This is a genomic window from Arthrobacter sp. CAN_A2, assembly GCF_015752045.1.
Lineage (GTDB): Bacteria > Actinomycetota > Actinomycetes > Actinomycetales > Micrococcaceae > Arthrobacter_D.
Genome location: NZ_JADOUS010000011.1, coordinates 65,197 through 82,508, shown reverse-complemented (window position 1 = coordinate 82,508; position 17,312 = coordinate 65,197). Strand labels below are relative to the sequence as shown.

Sequence of the window (17,312 nt, the reverse complement as noted above, 5' to 3'; positions counted from 1 at the left end):
GACCGACCCCGAGCCACCCTGGGCTACCTCACTCCCCGGGAAGTCTTCACTCGACTACTCACCGACAATGTTGCTTCCACCGGTTGACACCAAGCAGTTTGCGTCAATATCCTGTCTTGTTTTCTTTCCAATCGCTGTTAGATTCATGAGCCATGAGCGAAGAATCAGGCGAGGCCGGTAGGGCGATGAACCCAGCCGAGGAGCACGGCGAATCAAGGATGTCGGCGGTTCCGCGCCCCCCTAAACGTCGGGGTAAGCACATTCAACCGGTCAAGATTTGCGTCTGGTGCGGCGAGAAGAAGGCTATCGAGCTGATGCGACACCCTGCGTCCTCCCGAGGTAAGACTCCGTCTACCTGCCATCAGTGCCGGGAAGCTAACCCCAAACTCGCTTGGTGCGACTATCACCAAACTCCCCACGACCGTTCGAGGTTCTCTCCGAACAAGAGGCCAATCGGCATTGAGAGTACTTGCACTCTCGCTGAATCAGAGCAGGCTTCACTGGCTCGCGCCTTGCCTCCACGGGTATGTGTGTCCTGCCAGCAAGAGCTCACCACCTGGAACTTCCGAGGCGGTAACCAGAAAAGTCCGACTTGCCGCACCTGCGAGGATAGCCATGAAGAGGAGAGATGGTGCCTCGATTGTTGTGCCTGGCTACCTGTCGAGGCCTTTCATCGAACGGGCGTAGACGGAAAGTTCTGGACCGTCCGATGCAAGCCCTGCAAGAACGCTCACGCACACGGAACCACCGTGGCGCACCTGCTCGAGGTTCAGGGCAGCGAGATCCCAGAATGCGCAGCCTGCAAGAGCATGGGCCGCCTCATGATCGACCATGACCATGCTTGCTGCCCGTCAATCAAGTCCTGCGGCAACTGCGTCAGGGGTTACCTGTGCCACCCGTGCAATAGCGCAGAAGGTCTCCTCAGGACGGTTGACCGCGTTTTGGCATTGGCGGAGTACATGACGAGGTTCTCGAGAACGGCTGACGCGGGTCAAACAGCTGACATTCTGTCCAGTCAGTATCAGTGACGCCTGTCGTGAAGGGTGGGGGGGGGGGGGGGTGGACCCCCACCCGAAGCCTGTCGTGGCCCGGATGTGGTTAGCGCCTTTTGCCGCGTACACTTCACAGACTTTCTCCGAGGCCGGCTGTCATGGTCAGCGATCTCATTCGGCCAATGTTGGCGGGGCTGGACCACGGGTAGCGAGGGTCCGAGATGTGTCGAGAGTGGGTGCTGTCGCTACTCGTGAGAGACGGCCTGGGACACTGCCCCGAGGCCCACTACCCTCAGACACCCTAATAGGCCGTCCCTTACTCCTGGCGACAGTAGACAGTAGACAGTAGACAGTAGACAGCAGACAGCAGACAGCAGGGCCGGAGCCCCGCCAATCCCCTGCCGATATTGGTTGCTACGCCCTCGCGGTGCGGCGTGTGGACAGCTCGCGCTCGGCTTCCTTCAGCGCGTACTCGATCATCGAGCGGAGCGACAGGTCCATCACGTATGTAGTGCCGTCGACGTCGAAGCTCATATCCCCCGGCCCGATGCGTATCGGGGAGTATGGGTTGCCATGCCGGTAGGTGAAGCCAGAGCCGTATGCAGTGGTGTGCGTCAGCGAAGCGGCATTGACGCGGTGTCGCTCGGCTACCGGTTCGAGATGGCGCTCGAACGGCTCGATGAAGTCGGCGATCTGCTGCGCGAGTTCGGCGATCTTCGCCGAGTGGTCTTCGCGGGAGAGGATCTGCCCGCTCGAGACGCATTCAAGCACTTCGTTAGTGCGGGCCTCGCGGATAGCGGCCTCGAAGCCGGGAAGGGTCGAGTCGTGAAGGTCCGCGATAGCGGCCAGGCGATCAGCTGCGGGGCCGGCGTTTACGATGTCCTCCACTGTGACTGAGGAGTCGCCGGCATGCAGTCGGCCCCGAAGTCCAGCGGCCGCGGAGCGCGCCGCCTCTGCTTGCCTGTGGGCCTCTGCTGCTTGAGCCCGAGCTTCATCACGGCGAGTGATCGCGGCCTCAGTGAGCTGGCCTGCAGGGGAGATTGTGCTGGTGGTTATGATGTCCTTCGGTAGGTAGGGGTGAGGTAGACGGAGGCCGGCGGCCGGCGCCAGGAAGGTAAGAGTTGACCGAAAAGGGCCAAGAAGGGAGGTGCATGGGCGGGGCCCGCACGCCTAAGGCGCATGTGACAGACCGCTCAGGGGTTTAAGGCGGCGGACGAATCCCCGGGACGCCTTTACGGACCGCAGTAACGACTGGCAAAACCATAGGGATAGGTTGGAGCCTCGCTCTATGGCTACCTTCCATTACGGCGTCACCACGTTCGAGTTGCCGCGATCAAACTCCCGCGTGGCTCCTCTCAACGCATCGGCGATCATTGAACCAATTGACAGCGAGGCAGGGTAGGTGAGCCCGTCCACATCGAAGCTGCTGCCTCTTGTGACTACGCACATCGGCGAGCCTGATCAGCCGCTGGGTCAGAGTCCGTTAGGTGATCGACAGTCCGTGAGGAGTCGTTGGCTCGCCATCGCGTCCTAGCTTTAGTGGCCCACTGACGGACTCCTTGAGCTTTGGATGGGGTTAGGGTAAGCCTCGACTCAGCTTCAGACAGGCGCGTGATCGCTTCTACAAGACGCTGGCCTGCGGGGAAAAGCGTGTTCGTGGTCATGTGGTGTCCTTCTGCTTGAGGATGGGTGGGAAGAAGCCGGTGGAGGCGCAGGCCGAAGGCCGGGAGCCGACACCGACAGGATGGGTGGGAAGAAGCCGGTGGAGGCGCAGGCCGAAGGCCGGGAGCCGACACCGACAGGAGCGATGAGCTACGGCCTGGCGGCCTCGCTCAACTTTTAGGGGTTTGGCCTCGGCTCTACTGAATCCTTAAGGCACTCAGCAGCTTTCGGCTCTGAGGCTGGACCGACACAGGATTCACGTCGCTGCGCTTGTGTCCCTATGTAGATAGCGGTCAGATCGTCGTGCCACCCGGGGAGCCACCACGTCGGCCTAGAAGCGGGCCTCATCAAGGTCCTGCCAGGGGGTGATGCAGCCGACTCCCGGATCGAAAGCCGCGTACCAGCTTCTTTCTGCGTGGGTCCACTCGACTGCGCGGAGCCGCTGAAAACTCCCCCAGGATTCGTCGGGCGGTGTCTGATTACCACTAGGCCATGTGAGCCGTCGTAAAGGAGAATCATTGAATCTCCTTCTCAACACGAGGTAGCCCGAGTCGACAGCCCGCTTTTGACGAGCACTCACCGTGTTCTGGCGAACATGTAGAATCTCGGAAAGCGCCCTGCCCGATATGCTGACCAGCCCATTAGCATCGCAATGTAGCGACATCAGTTGGAGAGTCTCTTTCACGCCCTGGTGGAGGACGGAACATTCGACTTCCTGCAGAAACCTCCTGAGGTCAAACCATTCGCGGGTCGAATTTGTGCGAAGCCGTTCGAACAACCACTCCGAATAACTAACCTTTGAGCATCGGACCACTGCTGGAGTCGCCACAAGCAATGTCGTCACCGACGCATCACCTGCTGACTGGCCCAGGAATCGAGGTCGGACAGACGATATCTCACGGACCCGAAAAACTTCGAATACGGCGGCCCGTCGCGACGGTGTTGAGCGAGCGTCTTGGCTGCCACACCGAGGTAGGTTGCGGATTCCTGTCTCGAAAGCCACACATTTTGGGTAAAGGTGCGCGCTTCTTGAGCGCTCCAACTTGCCGGCAATGCGGCGATCCCCGCCGAAGCTGGGGGTGACTGGTAGTTCACGGAAGAACTCCTTCTCCTAGGGTTGTAACCAGAAACTGAGGGCGCTGATTCGAGCCAGCGAGTATCTCTTATGACGCTTCTGTACCTAGGAGACGCGGGGGGATCTAGCCCCGCGTGTTGCGAACTATGATAAGCTACCGCACTTTCCTCGAGGTCGCAAATCATGCCGACAGATACGGGAGGATGACCTTCCCACTAGTTCGTCAGTCTCTGTTAACCTTCGGGAATGGCAATCAACAAGCTGACGACGGGCGACAAGCGCTGGCAGTTCGACTGGACGACCACCGAGGGCATAAGGAAACGAAAGCGCTTCGCGACGAAACGGGAGGCCGAAGAGTTTCAACGAGTCACTCTTCATGCCGTTCGCAGCGGCAGCTACATCGACCCCAAAGTCGCCAGCAAGACGACCGTCGACATGCTCTACCGAGAGTGGATCGAACGCATCAGGAAAGTTGGAGCAACAGGCAGGAAGCCCGCAAGCGCTAAGACGCTGGACAACTACCGGCGCTACTACGAGAACTACGTCGCACCCCGTTGGGCACATACACCCTTGACCGGAGTATCTTACGCATCCACGGCAGAGTGGATTACGACCCTGGATGGCCGTGATCGTCGGCCGGCAGGCCAGACGACTCGACGTGAAGTTGGTTTGATGTTTGGCCGCCTACTCGGTCACGCGGTGAAGAAGGGTCTACTTCCGTCTAATCCCACGAAGGATGCGGTTGGCGGCACTGACTACATCCCCGCCGTCGCCAAGCAGAGAGAGCATGTTTACCTATCGATGCGTCAGCTGACGGTCCTCGCGAGCGCCGCGGGAGAGTTCGACCTCTTGATCATGATGGCCGGAACGTGCGGGCTGCGTTGGGGCGAGATCACGGCGCTGACCGCTGACGATGTTACTTTCGGTGCACGCCCAAGTATCTCGGTGAACAAGGCGTACTCAGAAGTCAGCGGCAGTCTGATCATCGGTGCGACGAAGGCCGGTGAGCGACGAACTGTACCCGTTCCGAGAACTATCGCCAAGCGACTCGAGCAAGTGACAGATTCCCTCGCCCCGAGTGGAAGGCTGTTCAGCACTACGCAAGGGGCTGTTCTGCGGAATAGCACGTGGACGAAGCGGCATTACACCTCGGCCATTGCACGAGCTGCGGAGCTGGAGGCGGGGTTCCCCCGCCCCACCTTCCACGATCTACGACACACTGCAGTGAGTCTGGCGATCAGCGTCGGCGCGAACGTGAAGGTCGTGCAGCGCATCGCCGGACACGCGTCCGCGACGATGACTCTGGATACCTACGCCGGGCTTTTCGATGACGATCTTCATGACAGCGCTGGTCGACTAAATAGCGCTCTTACCTCTCTTGACTGGAACTGAATGTCACTTCTTCGTCACCTATGGACGCTTCTGCCCAGCACTGGTAAGGACAATCACACTCACTCGTAATGAGAAGGTCGCCAGTTCGACTCTGGCAGGAGGCCCTGATGTTGCCCCGGTCGGTACGCCGCCGGGGCTTTCTCATGTCCGGGGACGGCGAGTGCCGGACCACCACGGGCGGGGAGTACCCGGACGTACCGCCGCTGCGGCCGGACGACGCAGGACGAGGCCGGCCCGATGGTCTCAGGCTCGGTCGTGGTGATCGTCCGCGGCGACGATGACGCGGCGGCCACGCGCCCTCGGCGACGTGAGCGGATCTGTCAGGGGTTCGGCTGGTCGGCGCCGGCATCATCGGCGGAGACCTTGGCACCGGACTGCAGCAGGGCCTTCAGCGTGTCGGCGCCATCGGCCCCCACCGCCGCGGCCGCCAGGTTCGCTTCGATGACGGCCCGCAGGACTTCCTCGCGCTGGATCTTGACCCCTCGAGGAGCGTCGATGCCGATGCGCACACCATCGCCCCGGGAATCGAGCACCGTGATGACGATGTCGTCGCCGATCAGGATCTGCTCGCCGACCTTTCGCGTGAGTACAAGCACCGTGTCACTCTATCCCGGCTGGCTCGGCACGACGTCGACCGCCGCCCGGCCTGCGCGGCCCGGCAGAAGCAGGAGCACGACCGGGGGCTGGAGAAGGAGCCTGAGCGGACCCTTCTGCGGGGCGACCCTCGAGCCATCCGATGGGCAGGCCGAGCGCCTGCACGGTCTCCGGTGTCGCCGTGGTGGCGGACCCGACGACGGCGAGTCCGGCAGGAGCGAGGCCTGCACGCTCCATGCTGCGGCGTAGAGCGCCGACCCACGCCGCGGTATCGGCTTCCTTGCGCCCGGCGTCGACGGCGAGCCATACCTGGTCGGGCCGCAGTTCCAGCAGGGCGCGTCCGTCCGCAAGGGGGTCATCCGAGGACAGCGCGACACAGACGACATGGCCGCCGTCGACCCCCGCGGCGCGAGCGGCGTTCGCCTCCAGCCGGTCATCGATCGAGCGTGCCTCGGGGTGATCCCCGCTCGACGGCCCCGAGACCGCGACGGCCGCCGGCGCTCCCCTGCCCAGCACGGTGGCCATCGACGAGGCAACCGCCCACCCCACGGCGGGCGCACCCACGACCACGACGAGATCGCCCGGTGCCCTCAGCACCGACGGCGCGGAGGGTGCGTCGGCCGGCGCACGGAGGACCCGGCCCCGGACGTCGGGCAGATCGGTCGGGTCGCCCGCCCCCTCGCGGAGGAACGCGGCATCGGACCCGGACGAGTCGGCGTCCGCACCCTCGGCGACCGCATCCAGCCCCACGGCGATCGACCGCCGGGGCCTGGCAGTCCCCGCACCGGGCACGTCGGACCCGCCTGGCGTGGACGAGGGGGCCGGCGTTGCCGCACGGGCCTGCGCCGCCGCAGGGTCCGTCGCGAACGTCAACTCGTCCATGAGGGCCGCGAAGAGACCGGAATCCGTGGAGACAGCGGTCGGGAGCGCGATGCGGGGCTCCCGGGTCCCGTTGCTGTCGACACCGGGTCCTCCTGCGATGTCGGCCTCGTCGAGTTCGGCCTGCTCGAGGAGCGCATCGAGGCCGGAGGGTCCGGCGGCAGCACTCCGGCGCCCGCGGGGCCGGCTGCTCCCGGGAGCGCCGCTGAAGGCCCCGCCCGGGGAAACTCCCGGACCGTTCAGGGAAGCACTCACGGAGGCACCCAGGGAACCACCACCCTGGGAACCGTTCAAGGAACCGTCACGAGGCGCATCACGACGCCCCTCACGGGACCCGTCCGGGGCACCTCCCCGCGAGCGGGCTCCGTCCGAGGCGTCCGAACCGCGGCGGGTGCGGTCGACGCCGGGCTCCGGCACCTCGACCACGATCTCGTAGTGCTTCCGTGCGAGGACGCCGCGAATCCCGCCCACCGTCACGAGTTCGGCGGACACGATGAGGGCACGCGGCCCGTACAGCGCCGCGGCCTTCGCCTTTAGCTCCTCGAGGGAGGGGCCTTCAAGATGAAATAACTGCGGTGCCACGGACCACTCCTACTGTTTCGATCGCGACGTTGGCGCTCGTGACCTCCTGATAGGACAACACCGGCAGGTTCGCCGCCTGCGGTCCGACGAGCCGCCTGAGCGCCGGCCGCAGCGCGGGTGCACACACGAGCACGGCGGAGTTCCCGGCGCCTTCGATGTCGGCGACCGTCGAGCGGATGGAGGAGAGCACAGCGTCGGTGCGCGCAGGATCGAGCAGGATCTGCGTGCCCTGATCGGAGGGCCGCAGCCCTTCGAGCATCGACTGCTCGAGCAGCGGGTCGATCATGATGACCCGCAGCAGCGCGCCGTCGAGGTACTGCTGGGTGACCGCCGGCCCGAGGGCGAGCCGCGCCGCCTCGATGAGCCCTTCGGGATCGGACGATGCCTTGGCCTTGAGGGTCAGCGCCTCGTAGATGCGGGCGAGGTCGTTGATCGGCACCTGCTCGGACAGCAGCCCCTGCAGGACGCGCTGGACCTCCGCGAGGGACAGCAGCCCGGGGACGAGCTCCTCGACGGCCGACGGGTTCACCTGGCGGACGCCGTCGGTCAGCACCCGGACGTCCTCCCGGGACAGCAGGCGCGCGGCGTTCGCCGTGATGACAGAGGACAGGTGCGTCACGAGCACCGACACGCGGTCGATCACGGTGGCCCCGGCCAGCTCGGCGTTGTGCCGGAGCTCGGCGGGCACCCATTTCCCGGCGAGTCCGAAGACCGGCTCGACGACGGCGGTGCCCGGCAGGTGCGCGAGGTGGTCGCCGAGGGCGAGGACCTTGCCGCGAGGGGCCTCGCCCCGCCCGGCCTCGACGCCGGCGATCTTGATGACGTAGGTGGCCGGCGGCAGCTCGACGCTGTCACGGGTGCGCACGGGGGGGACCACGACGCCGAGTTCCAGGGCGATCTTGCGCCGCAGGGCGCGGACACGGCCGAGGAGGTCGTCCGGCGCCCCGGTGACGACGTCCACCAGGTCGGGAGCGAGCAGCACCTCCAGGGAGTGGACACGCATCTGCTCCAGCAGGTCGTCGGTGCTGTCCGTCGAGGGCCGTGCAGCCTCGGCCTCGAGCGCGGTGGCGGCCGTGCGGGCGTCGGCCTCCGACTTCCTGATGCGCTGCGCGATGACGATCAGGCCCGCCCCCACCACGATGAAGGGCAGCTTCGGCATACCGGGGATCAGCGCCATGACGACCGCAGCCGCACCGGCGATGCGCAGGGCGTTCTGCGACTGGCCGAGCTGCTGGGCCGCAGTGGAGCCCATGTCCGCCTCGGCGTTGGAGCGCGTGACGATCATGCCGGTGGACACGGCCATGAGCAGCGCCGGGATCTGGGTGACGAGGCCGTCGCCGATGGTGAGCAGTCCGTAGGTGGTGAGCGCCTCGGCGACCGGCAGGCCGTCCTGCAGCATCCCGATCGCGATGCCGCCCACGAGGTTGATGATGATGATGATGATGCCGGCGATCGCATCGCCCTTCACGAACTTGGACGCACCGTCCATGGCTCCGTAGAAGTCGGCCTCCGCCGAGACCTCGGCGCGCCGCTCGCGGGCCTGCGTGTCCGTGATCAGACCGGCGTTGAGGTCGGCGTCGATGGCCATCTGCTTGCCCGGCATCGCGTCGAGGGTGAAGCGTGCCCCCACCTCCGCGACGCGCTCTGCGCCCTTGGTGACCACCACGAACTGGATGACCACGAGGATGAGGAAGACGACGGCGCCGATGATGATCGAGCCGCCGACCGCGACGTGCCCGAACGCGGCGATGACCTCGCCGGCGTAGCCCTCCCCGAGGACGAGGCGCGTCGAGGCGACGTTGAGGCCCAGGCGGAACAGCGTGGCGACGAGCAGCAGGGACGGGAACACCGAGAAGTCGAGCGGCTTGCGGATGAACATGGTGTTCAGCAGGATCACCAGCGCGAGGAGGATGTTCACGATGATCAGCAGGTCCAGCAGCACCGACGGCACCGGCACCACGAGGAGCAGGATGATGCCGACGACCCCGACGGGCACCAGGAACTTGGGGGCGGATGAGCGCATGGTCTAGAGGCCTCCGGCGGTTGCGGGTCGGGTGGGCAGGGTGTGGACGCCGCGCGCGGCCCCCCTGGTCTTCAGGGACATGACGAATGCGAGGATGCGGGCCACCTGGTCGTAGTTCTCGAACGGGATCTCCTGGCCGAGCTCGCACGCGGCGTGCAGTGCGCGGGCGAGCGGGATGTCGGAGACCATCGGGACGTGCTTCTTCTCCGCTTCCTCACGGATCTTCGCGGCGATCACCCCGGCACCCTTGGCGACGACGCGCGGCGCGGAGCGTCCGGGCTCGTATTTCAGGGCGACGGCGACGTGCGTCGGATTGACGAGGACGACGTCGGCCCCGCCCACCGCGGCGATCATGCGGTTCCGGCTCATCGCGAGCTGGCGCGAACGCCGCTGGGACTTGATGAGGGGGTCGCCGTCGGAGTTCTTGTTCTCGTCCTTGACCTCCTTCTTGGTCATACGGGTCTTCTTGCGGTTGCGGCGCATGACCACGAGGACGTCCATCGCCGCGAGGGCGAGGCCGGCGATCACGGCGGCCTGCAGGAGCGCCGCCGCCCCCTCCCCCGCGGTGTTCAGCAGGGCCGCCACCGAGAGCCCGCCGGCCGCCATGAGCATGGGCATCAGGTTCTGCACGACGACGACGAGCACCAGGCCGACGACGCCGGTCTTCAGGAGCGCCTTCGCGCCCTGCCAGAGAGCCTGCCCGCCCAGGATCCGCTTGAGGCCGGTGACCACGTTGAACTGCTCGAACTTGCCGGAGAACTTCTTGACGTGGATCCCGCCCTGCAGGGCTGCGGTCCCGAGGACGGCGACGAGCAGCACTCCGAGGAAGGGGCCGAGGATCCCGGCGAGCGAGGCACCGCCGTCGGCCAGGGCGGCCAGGGCGGTCGCGGGGTCGGGGCTCGCGATGGTGTCGGTCACGCGGACGAGCTGCTCGGTGGCGGCGTCGGCCGATCGGGAGATGAGGGCGGGCAGCATGAGGGCGGCAGCGCCCACGCCGATCCACGCCGTGAAGTCCTCGGACTTGGCGAGCTGGCCCTTCGAGCGGACGTCCTTCATCCGCTTGTCGGTGGCCTGCTCGGTCTTCTCCCCGGAGTCCTCCGCCATGTCAGCCCACCCCCATCAGGAGTTCGGCGGCGTTGTCCGCGAGGGTCGAGACCACGCGCGGAAGGGCGATGAACACCACGCCCCCGAGGCTGAGCGTGATGAAGATCTTGAGCGGGAACCCGAGTGCGAAGGCGTTCAGCGCGGGGGCCACGCGCGTGAGGAGCCCGAGGCCGACGTCGGCCAGGAACAGGACGACGATGAGCGGGCCCGCGATCTGCACCGCGGCGAGGAAGAGTCCCATGACGGCGCCGGTGAGCGCTTCGGCGGGCTCCGCGAGGTCCAGTCCGCCGCCGAGCGGCAGGGCGTCGAAGGTGCGCACGAGTCCGCCGATGATGAGCTGGTAGCCGTCGGAGGTGAAGAGCAGTGTCAGGGCGGTCAGCTGGAACAGGCGGGCGAACTGGGCGCCGTTGACCATGGACTGCGGGTCGAACCCCTGGGCCAGCGAGAAGCCTCCGAAGAGGTCGATGAGGCTGCCGGCGGACTGGACGGCGGAGAACACGACGAGCACGAGGAAACCCAGTGCCGCGCCGACCACCAGTTCGAGGACCAGCGCGCCGATGTACTGGCCCGTCCCGCCGGTCTCGTACCCGGCCTCGACCGTCGGGGACACCGCGAGGGCGAGCCCGATGGCGAGCATCGCCTTCACGCGTGCCGGGATCCCCTTGTAGGAGAAGGGCGGTGCGATCACGAGGAACGCGACGATCCGCACGCCCGCGAGCATGATGGCTTCGATGCGGGACTGGTCGAGGACGATCTCCATCTCAGCCGCCGCCGAGGAGGCCGGGGATGCGCTCGAACATCTCGTGCGTGAAGGAGACCATCTCGGAGATCATCCAGTGGCCGCAGATGAGCAGGGCCAGGCAGACGGCGGTGGCCTTCGGCACGAAGGAGAGCGTGACCTCCTGGATCTGGGTGATGGACTGCAGCAACGAGATCGCGAAGCCGACCACGAGGGCCGTCAGGAGGATCGGCGCGGAGAGCTTCGCTGCGACCCAGATCCCGGCGAGCCCGATGTCGAGGACGGCGTTGGTATCCACGTCAACCGCCCTGGTAGCTGTTGATGAGTGCCGTGATAATGAGCCCCCACCCGTCCACGAGGACGAACAGCAGGATCTTGAAGGGCAACGAGATCATGACCGGCGGCAGCATCATCATGCCCATGGACATCAGCGCCGCGGACACCACGAGGTCGATCACGAGGAACGGCACGAAGATCACGAAGCCGATGATGAACGCGGCCCGCAGCTCGGAGATCATGAACGCCGGGATCAGCGTGGTCAGTGGGACGCTCGCGGCGTCCTGGGGGTTCGGTTGCCCGGCAGCCCGGGTCATGAGCGCCAGGTCCTCCTCGCGGGTGTGCGCCAGCATGAAGGTCTGCAGGGGGCCGGCGCCGTCGGTGAGCGCCTCCGTGAACGTCGTCGCGCCGTCGAGATAGGGCTGGACGGCGAGGTCGTTGATCTGGGTGAGGACCGGCGCCATGATGAACAGCGACAGGAACAGGGCGAGCCCGGCCAGGACCTGGTTGGGCGGGATGGACGGCAGGGACAGGGCGTTCCTGGTCATCGCGAGCACCACGAAGATCTTCGTGAACGAGGTCATCATCAGCAGGAGGGCCGGCGCCACGGACAGCAGGGTGATGCCGATGAGGGTCAGGACCGCGGAGCTCGGTGCACCGTTGACGCCGTTGATCTCGACCGAGAGGCCGTCGTCGCTGCCCGGCGCCGCGGGGGCCGTCGGATCGGCGGGGGCGGAGGGCGCGGTGGGTGCGGGGACGCCCGGGTCCAGCTCGCCCGCGTGACCGGTGGCTGCGCCGAGGAGGATGACGACGACGGCGAGCAGGAGGGCTGCGAGCGCGGTCAGGAACGGCGCGCGGAAGGATCGGGCGGGAACGGACCTGGCGGCCACGGCGGGGCGGGTGGCCACGCTCGCGGCGGAGCGGGGTGCGGACACGGGGCATGCTCGGCGGACCGACGGCAGGAGCGCCGTCGTCACCCGGCCCGTCCCTGGCGCAGGAAGGCTGCGGTCTGCTTCCAGGTCGCGGGCGCGAGGATCGAGCCCTGCAGCGGTGCGGTGGGGCGTGCCGTTCCGGCTGCCTGGGCCGCCCTGACTGCGCGGCGTGTGGTCGGCACCGGAGCGTTTCCCGCCGCGGCGAGGCGCAGCGATGCGGCGAAGGCGGCGTCGGGGTCCGGGGCGAAGGCCCCGGCCTGGGCGGCGCGGGGCGGCGACACCTCGGCGTCGTCGTCCCGGGGGACGGCCTGCAGCGCACGCGGGGCGACGGCGGAGTGCAAGACCGATACCGACTGCTCGGTGACGCCCAGGTAGAACCGGGTGCCCTCAGCCTCGACCACCACGAGGGAGGCCTTTGCGCCGAGGCCCTGACGGGCGACGACGGAGACCAGGCCGGCGCCGGCTCGGTTGCCGTTGAGCTTCGAGACCTTGCGGTGCAGCACGAAGAGCAGCGCGAGGACCACGCCGAGGGAGAGCAGCACCCGCAGTGCGAGGACCACGACGTCCACTAGACGGCGCCGTCGGTGACGTCGAGGATCTGCGTGATGCGCACCGCGTAGTCCTGGTCGACGACCACGACCTCGCCGTGGGCGACGAGCCGTCCGTTGAGCAGGACGTCGGCAGGAGCGCCGGCGGAGCGGTCGAGTTCGATGACGGCACCCGGTTCGAGGTCCAGGACGTCCCGGACGGACATCCTGGTGCGGCCGATCTCGACCGTCATGGCCATCTCCACGTTGCTGATGCGGCCGAGGTTCGCCGCGCCGGCGGCGGCGGACCGGCGGGGAGCGGCGCCGGGCCGGGCACCGCGCAGCCGCACCGCGAACCATCCGACCGTGCCGGACGGCCCTGCGAGCCGGAACACGGAGGTCTCGGCGTCACGGACGAGCGGCAGGGCGTCCTGCACGGCGGGGGCGCCGAGCACGCCGTCGCCGAGGGACGAGGAGGCGGCCTCGAGCGCCGGCACGAGGACATCGGCCGGGGAGACGAGCGGGGACGACGTGCCTGCGGCTGCGGCCAGGGGCTGGGCGTCGATCAGGACGACCGCGAGGTCCGCGGAGGACGCGCCCACGAAGGACGCGACGACGGCGGTCGATGCGCTGGCGGACGGCACCTCGGAAGCGTTGCAGGCGACGGCCGTGAGCGGACCGGGGAGGGGCAGGCGCGCTGCGAGGGATGCGGCGGCGGCGTGCTCGGCGGTGGTGGTGTTCATGATGCGGTGTTCTCCTCGGTGGTCACTACTACGCAGGCAAGGCGGGATCCGTTCTGGCCCAGGGCCGCCTCGCCGAGCCGCTGCCCGTTGACGGCGAGCTCGAAGGGCCGGTGCTGCGGATGCGGCAGCTTCAGGACGTCCCCGACGGCGAGGTGGAGGATGCGCGACGGCAGCACGGGCAGCGCGGCGAGCTGCACCGCGACGTCGACGGGCACGTGCGTGACCTGCTGCTCGATCAGCTCCCGGGCGTCCTCGCCGGTCGCGGTGGGGTTCGTGTCCCCGAGCTGTGCCAGCAGGAGCTGCGCGGGGATGGCGACCGTCGCGGGGCAGGAACGCTCGCCGACACGGATCTCGAAGGTACCCACGATCATGAGCTCCGTGGTCGAGGCCGCCTGCGCGAACTGCGAGTTGTACTGGAGGGAGTCGATGCCCAGCTGGTGCGTCAGCACCGACCCGAGCGAGTAGTGGAGCCCCTCGAGGGCGTCGTCCATGAGCCGCCGGATCAGGGCCTGCTCGATCTGGGTGAACTTCCGCTCACCCGGCGGCACCGTCCCGTGGCCGCCCAGCATCGAGTCCACCCAGAACAGGCCCGCGGAGGCGGGGAACTGGATCACGGCCTTGCTGGTGTGGTCAGGGATGGCGCACAGGACCATCGCTGTCGTCGCCGGCAGCGATGCTGCGTACTCGTTGTAGGTCTGCATGAGGACCAGCTCGCTGGTCACCTGCGAGATGACACGGACCTTCGCGGTGAGTTGGGTACCCCACTGGCGCGCGAAGGTCTCGAAGGCGAGTTCGAGCACGCGGGAGTGCTCGCGGGCGAGCGTGGTGGGCCGGCGGAAGTCATAGACATCCACCGCCCTTGCGGGTGCAGAGGGCACGCCAAAGGAGAGTTGTTCCTGGACCGTCACGCTAGCGACTATCGGACGACGACGGCCGGTTGTTAGCGGTTCACTCCCCGCCGGTGATTCCGGGGATGAGGGCGCGCACGCTCTCGGGCTCGTCGGAGTGCACCACGATGTCCACGCGGCGGTTCAGCTCGAGCTCCTCAGGGGTGGTGCCCGGCGCCAGCGGCCGCGACTCGCCGTAGCCGATGGCCACCAGGCGCGGTGCTGGGACTCCGCCGGTGTCGATGAGGTTCCGGACCACGTTGACGGCCCGCTCGGTGGACAGTTCCCAGTCGAGCGGCCGCGGCACGGAATCCGGCAGGCGCGCGGTGTGCCCCTCGACGCCCACCTCGTTCGGGATGGTCGCCAGGATCGGCCCCACGCTCTCGAGCACGCGCTGCGTCTGCTCGGTCAGCTGTGCACTGTCCGGGAGGAAGAAGGTCTCGGAACCGACGAGCCGGATGGTGAGGCCGCGCTCGTCGATCACGTAGCGGACGGCCGTGGCGAGGTTCTGCGCGCGTAGCCCGGCATCGATCCGCTCCTGCAGGGCGCGGAGGTTCTCGACCTCCGCCGTCGCGCGCTCGCGATCCGTCGTCGGGTCCGCGGCGTCCCCACCGGCCGACGGTGAGGGCGACGGCGTGGGCGCGGTGGTCTCGGACGGGCCGCCCGCGGACGGCGCGGGCGAGGGCGTGGGTGCGACGACGTCGGCGGCTCCGGGTTCGGTCTTCTGGGTCTCCGGGTCCACGTCGGAGAGCGCGGCTCCCCCGGTGAACGACTCCCCCTCGGCGTTGACGTTCTCCGCAGCGACGACGGTTCCCTCCGCAGTGTCGACCGTTGCGGTCTCGACCACGCCGAATCCCGTGGCGAGCGATGTACGCAGCTGCTCGAACTTCTGCTGGTCCACGCTGGACATCGCGTACAGGACGATGAACATGCACATCAGCACGGTGACCATGTCCATGTAGGACGCCATCCAGCGCTCGTCCGGGTGCTCCTCGCCGTGATCCTCGCTGTGCCGCCTGCGCTGCGGGCGTCTGCTCACGCCGCGGCCTTGCCCTGCGAGGCCGGCCCGTCGGCTGCGCCCTTCGCGGAGTCCTTGTCGCCCTTGCCACTCTTTCCCTGCGCGTGCTGCGGCACCATCGCCTTCAGCCGCTCACCGAGCAACCGGGGCTGGCTGCCGGCCTGCACGGCGAGGACGCCCTCCATCAGGAGCGTCATGCGCGCGGTCTCCATCTCGCCCAGGCGCTTGATGCGGGTGCCGATGGGCAGCCACAGGAAGTTCGCCGAAAGCAGCCCCCACAGCGTCGCGACGAAGGCTGCGGCGATCATGGGTCCCAGCTTGTCGGGACTGGAGAGGTTCTCGAGCACGTGGGTCAGCGAGACGACGGTGCCGATGATGCCCACCGTCGGGGCGTAGCCGCCCAGGCTCGCGAAGAACTTCGAGGCCGTGCGGTGCGTCTGGGAGGCGGAGTCGATCTCGTCCTCGAGGATCTCGCGCAGCTCCTCGCCGTCCGTCCCGTCCGCGATGTTCTGCAGGGCTCCGCGCAGGAATGGGTCCTCCACGGTGTTGGCTTCCTCCTCGAGGGCCAGCAGCCCCTCACTGCGGGCCTTCTCGGCGAGGACCACGACGCTGTCGATCGTGTCCTGAGGTGGGATGGTCTTGCCCATCATCGCCGCCGGGACTGCCTTCACCGCGACCAGGAAGTCCTTGAAGGTGCCGCCGGCGATCCCGATGGCGATGGTGGCACCGAAGACGAGGATCATGGGGGCCGGCAGCAGGAGCGCCTGGACGCTCGCATGCTCGAGGGTGATCATCGCGTACAGGGCACCGAAGGCGACGAGAATACCGACGATTGTTGCGGGATCCATTACGTGGTCCTAGGTCTGAACTGGACGGGCGAGCCCGCGCCGTCGGCGCCGGAATGCCTGACCGGGCTGGTGTCGGTGGGAGCGGCGGTGTCGGCGGGAGCATCGCGGACGAGGCCGAGCGGACGCTGACCTGCCTGATCCCCGTCGTCGAACGGGGCGGCGGAGGGGTCGCCTGGCATGAACCGTGCAAGCGAGATGATGCGCGCGCGGTACGCGGCGATGAGCTCGATCACCTCTCGGAGGGACTCCGTGACGATGTACTTCGCGCCATCGACCATCACGAGCGTGGTGTCCGGATTCTCGTGGATACGCTCGATGAGGTCAGGGTTCACCGCGAACTGGCTCTCGTTGAGCCGGGTCACCACGATCATCGGACATCCTGGGGTCGGGACACCCCGGCGGGGTCTCTTTCTCCCACTGTCGGCATGGGTCACGGCTTCGTAAGGGCCGGTACCTCGCGGATGATCTGTAGACCCGCGACCGTTGTTTGCGGGCTCCGGGTGGGCTGCCCCGTGGGCGACGGATCGATGCGCCTGACGTGAGAGGGATACCCAACCCTCTATTGCTGGTCTCGACCTTCAGGCGCAGGTCCAGCGCGGACGGCCGAATCCCTCTCCTCCACCACCTTCCCAGCCCCACGGCGCGGACGTCCTCGGGAGACTTCCAACGAGTCCACAACGCGTCTACTCGGCATGGCTCACGGTGCTGGACTAACAGGTGGCTGCTCGTGGTTGCGTCGGGACCGGACAAGCAGCACAACGCCGAGGGCTGCCCACCACAGCATTCCCAGGGGGATCAGTGCGATGGAGGCAAGCCACATGCCGGGTAGGTCGATCGCTGCTGCGGTCATCAATGGCCCCGCCATGAGCATCACGAGACGAAGGGCGGCGACCAATCCCACGACACATAGCCACATCGGAAGGGAATGGGAGTGGGCCCCGGCCACACATATACCCGCGGACCAGATACCGAGCATGATGAGGCCCGCCGCTGGAAAACCATGGGTTCCCATCATCTGGAGGGTGAGGTAGGCGGATGC

At 67.2% G+C, this 17,312-nt stretch carries 17 protein-coding genes and 1 tRNA gene; 3 read left to right on the top strand and 15 right to left on the bottom strand.

The genetic code is table 11. From position 1 onward, the window contains the following. The first annotated feature begins 152 nt into the window (after window positions 1-152). Entirely contained in the window at window positions 153-1,028 is an 876-nt protein-coding gene (locus IWX63_RS16955) for an endonuclease domain-containing protein (protein ID WP_442859133.1), read from the top strand. Between the two features lie 378 nt (window positions 1,029-1,406). On the opposite strand, the gene IWX63_RS14500 is transcribed toward IWX63_RS16955, so the two are convergent. Together IWX63_RS14500 and IWX63_RS14495 are read right to left on the bottom strand one after the other, a co-directional pair. Next, complete coding sequence (locus IWX63_RS14500) at window positions 1,407-1,880, bottom strand: hypothetical protein (RefSeq protein ID WP_199278865.1); 474 nt, start codon at window positions 1,878-1,880, stop codon at window positions 1,407-1,409. A gap of 1,614 nt (window positions 1,881-3,494) precedes the next feature. Further along, window positions 3,495-3,749, bottom strand: coding sequence for a helix-turn-helix domain-containing protein (locus IWX63_RS14495; protein WP_199278864.1), 255 nt, complete (start codon window positions 3,747-3,749; stop codon window positions 3,495-3,497). 226 nt (window positions 3,750-3,975) lie between these two features. Here IWX63_RS14495 and IWX63_RS14490 point away from each other — a divergent pair, with 226 nt between their 5' ends. Continuing rightward, the gene (locus IWX63_RS14490) at window positions 3,976-5,121 is read left to right on the top strand and encodes a tyrosine-type recombinase/integrase (protein ID WP_199278863.1); all 1,146 of its coding nucleotides are present in this window, start codon (window positions 3,976-3,978) and stop codon (window positions 5,119-5,121) included. 32 nt (window positions 5,122-5,153) lie between these two features. Continuing rightward, window positions 5,154-5,225, top strand: a tRNA-Thr gene (locus IWX63_RS14485). A 216-nt stretch (window positions 5,226-5,441) separates the two neighbouring features. Here the strand turns inward: IWX63_RS14485 and csrA are convergent. From csrA to IWX63_RS14420, 13 genes are all read right to left on the bottom strand, one after another. Further along, window positions 5,442-5,717, bottom strand: a complete 276-nt coding sequence (gene csrA / locus IWX63_RS14480) for a carbon storage regulator CsrA (protein ID WP_199278862.1) — start codon at window positions 5,715-5,717, stop codon at window positions 5,442-5,444. 4 nt (window positions 5,718-5,721) lie between these two features. Continuing rightward, entirely contained in the window at window positions 5,722-7,176 is a 1,455-nt protein-coding gene (locus tag IWX63_RS14475) for a hypothetical protein (protein WP_199278861.1), read from the bottom strand. Then, window positions 7,151-9,199, bottom strand: coding sequence for a flagellar biosynthesis protein FlhA (locus tag IWX63_RS14470; RefSeq protein ID WP_199278860.1), 2,049 nt, complete (start codon window positions 9,197-9,199; stop codon window positions 7,151-7,153). The genes IWX63_RS14475 and IWX63_RS14470 overlap by 26 nt, the downstream gene beginning before the upstream one ends. 3 nt (window positions 9,200-9,202) lie before the next feature. Beyond that, on the bottom strand, window positions 9,203-10,303 hold the full coding sequence (locus tag IWX63_RS14465; protein WP_199278859.1) for an EscU/YscU/HrcU family type III secretion system export apparatus switch protein: 1,101 nt from the start codon (window positions 10,301-10,303) through the stop codon (window positions 9,203-9,205). Window position 10,304: 1 nt separating this feature from the next. Beyond that, on the bottom strand, window positions 10,305-11,063 hold the full coding sequence (locus IWX63_RS14460) for a flagellar biosynthetic protein FliR (RefSeq protein ID WP_199278858.1): 759 nt from the start codon (window positions 11,061-11,063) through the stop codon (window positions 10,305-10,307). Window position 11,064: 1 nt separating this feature from the next. Continuing rightward, complete coding sequence (gene fliQ, locus IWX63_RS14455) at window positions 11,065-11,340, bottom strand: flagellar biosynthesis protein FliQ (protein ID WP_199278857.1); 276 nt, start codon at window positions 11,338-11,340, stop codon at window positions 11,065-11,067. Between the two features lies 1 nt (window position 11,341). Then, window positions 11,342-12,163 (bottom strand): flagellar type III secretion system pore protein FliP, encoded by an 822-nt coding sequence (gene fliP / locus IWX63_RS14450; protein ID WP_199278870.1) that lies wholly within the window; start codon window positions 12,161-12,163, stop codon window positions 11,342-11,344. A gap of 128 nt (window positions 12,164-12,291) precedes the next feature. Continuing rightward, window positions 12,292-12,810, bottom strand: a complete 519-nt coding sequence (locus tag IWX63_RS14445) for a FliO/MopB family protein (RefSeq protein WP_199278856.1) — start codon at window positions 12,808-12,810, stop codon at window positions 12,292-12,294. An 8-nt stretch (window positions 12,811-12,818) separates the two neighbouring features. Then, window positions 12,819-13,520, bottom strand: coding sequence for a flagellar motor switch protein FliN (gene fliN, locus IWX63_RS14440; RefSeq protein WP_199278855.1), 702 nt, complete (start codon window positions 13,518-13,520; stop codon window positions 12,819-12,821). Beyond that, window positions 13,517-14,398, bottom strand: coding sequence for a flagellar motor switch protein FliM (locus tag IWX63_RS14435; protein ID WP_199278854.1), 882 nt, complete (start codon window positions 14,396-14,398; stop codon window positions 13,517-13,519). The genes fliN and IWX63_RS14435 overlap by 4 nt, the downstream gene beginning before the upstream one ends. A 70-nt stretch (window positions 14,399-14,468) precedes the next feature. After that, the gene (locus IWX63_RS14430; RefSeq protein WP_199278853.1) at window positions 14,469-15,446 is read right to left on the bottom strand and encodes a flagellar motor protein MotB; all 978 of its coding nucleotides are present in this window, start codon (window positions 15,444-15,446) and stop codon (window positions 14,469-14,471) included. Continuing rightward, on the bottom strand, window positions 15,443-16,273 hold the full coding sequence (locus IWX63_RS14425; protein WP_199278852.1) for a motility protein A: 831 nt from the start codon (window positions 16,271-16,273) through the stop codon (window positions 15,443-15,445). Before IWX63_RS14425 ends, IWX63_RS14430 begins: the two co-directional genes overlap by 4 nt. Then, a complete protein-coding gene (locus IWX63_RS14420; RefSeq protein ID WP_199278851.1) occupies window positions 16,273-16,644 on the bottom strand; it encodes a flagellar FlbD family protein in 372 nt (123 codons plus the stop codon). The genes IWX63_RS14425 and IWX63_RS14420 overlap by 1 nt, the downstream gene beginning before the upstream one ends. Between the last annotated feature and the right edge of the window lie 668 nt (window positions 16,645-17,312).